At 54.2% G+C, this 710-nt stretch carries 1 protein-coding gene; it reads right to left on the minus strand.

The window, feature by feature from the left end; genetic code table 11:
* Window positions 1-85: 85 nt before the first annotated feature.
* Window positions 86-710 (minus strand): IS30 family transposase (locus tag HMPREF3067_RS11165; RefSeq protein ID WP_141759396.1); only part of this gene is annotated, 625 nt, incomplete at its 5' end.

Consider the following 710-nt stretch of genomic DNA (forward strand, 5'->3'; position numbering starts at 1 on the left):
CGCGCGAGGCAGTGAGGGGGGCGGGGAGGCTTTTATCTTTCGTCCGTGCCCGCCGGGCAGATTCTAGTGGTCGTGGAAACACTTCCTATGTTTCGGTTGAGTTTATCAGTGCGGCCATTTTCTCGGCTGGTGTTTGAAAGCCCAGGGTTTTGCGGGGTCGGCGGTTGAGTTGCATGGCGACGAATTCTAGGTCCGCTGCACTATGGACGTTGAGGTCTGTTCCTTTAGGGAAGTACTGTCTTAGTAGGCCATTGGTGTTTTCATTGGTGCCTCGTTGCCACGGCGAACCAGGATCGCAGAAGAACACGGGACAGTTTGTAGCTACAGAAAAGGCCTTATGGCAGGCCATTTCACTTCCCTGATCCCAGGTAAGTGATCCTTTGAGATGATCTGGCAAGGTAGCAATCGCTTTTGTAAGTGCTTCATTTACTTCGGTAGCACTATGCCCATTAGGTAAATGCAGCAAGATGACATAGCGCGTGGTTCGCTCTACTAGCGTGCCAATTGCGGACTTATTACCCGCGCCTAGAATGAGGTCGCCTTCCCAATGACCTGGTACTGCCCGGTCGTCTACTTCTGCTGGGCGGTCGGAAATCATCACCATAGGGTCAACAAACCGCTTGCGAGCACTGCGCGTGCCACGAGGTCGACGTTGGGCGTGACCGCGACGCAGTGCAGCAGTGAAGCGTCCTGGGTTTAGTTCCGCTTCT

It is taken from the genome of Corynebacterium sp. HMSC04H06, from assembly GCF_001815935.1.
Classification (GTDB): Bacteria; Actinomycetota; Actinomycetes; order Mycobacteriales; family Mycobacteriaceae; genus Corynebacterium.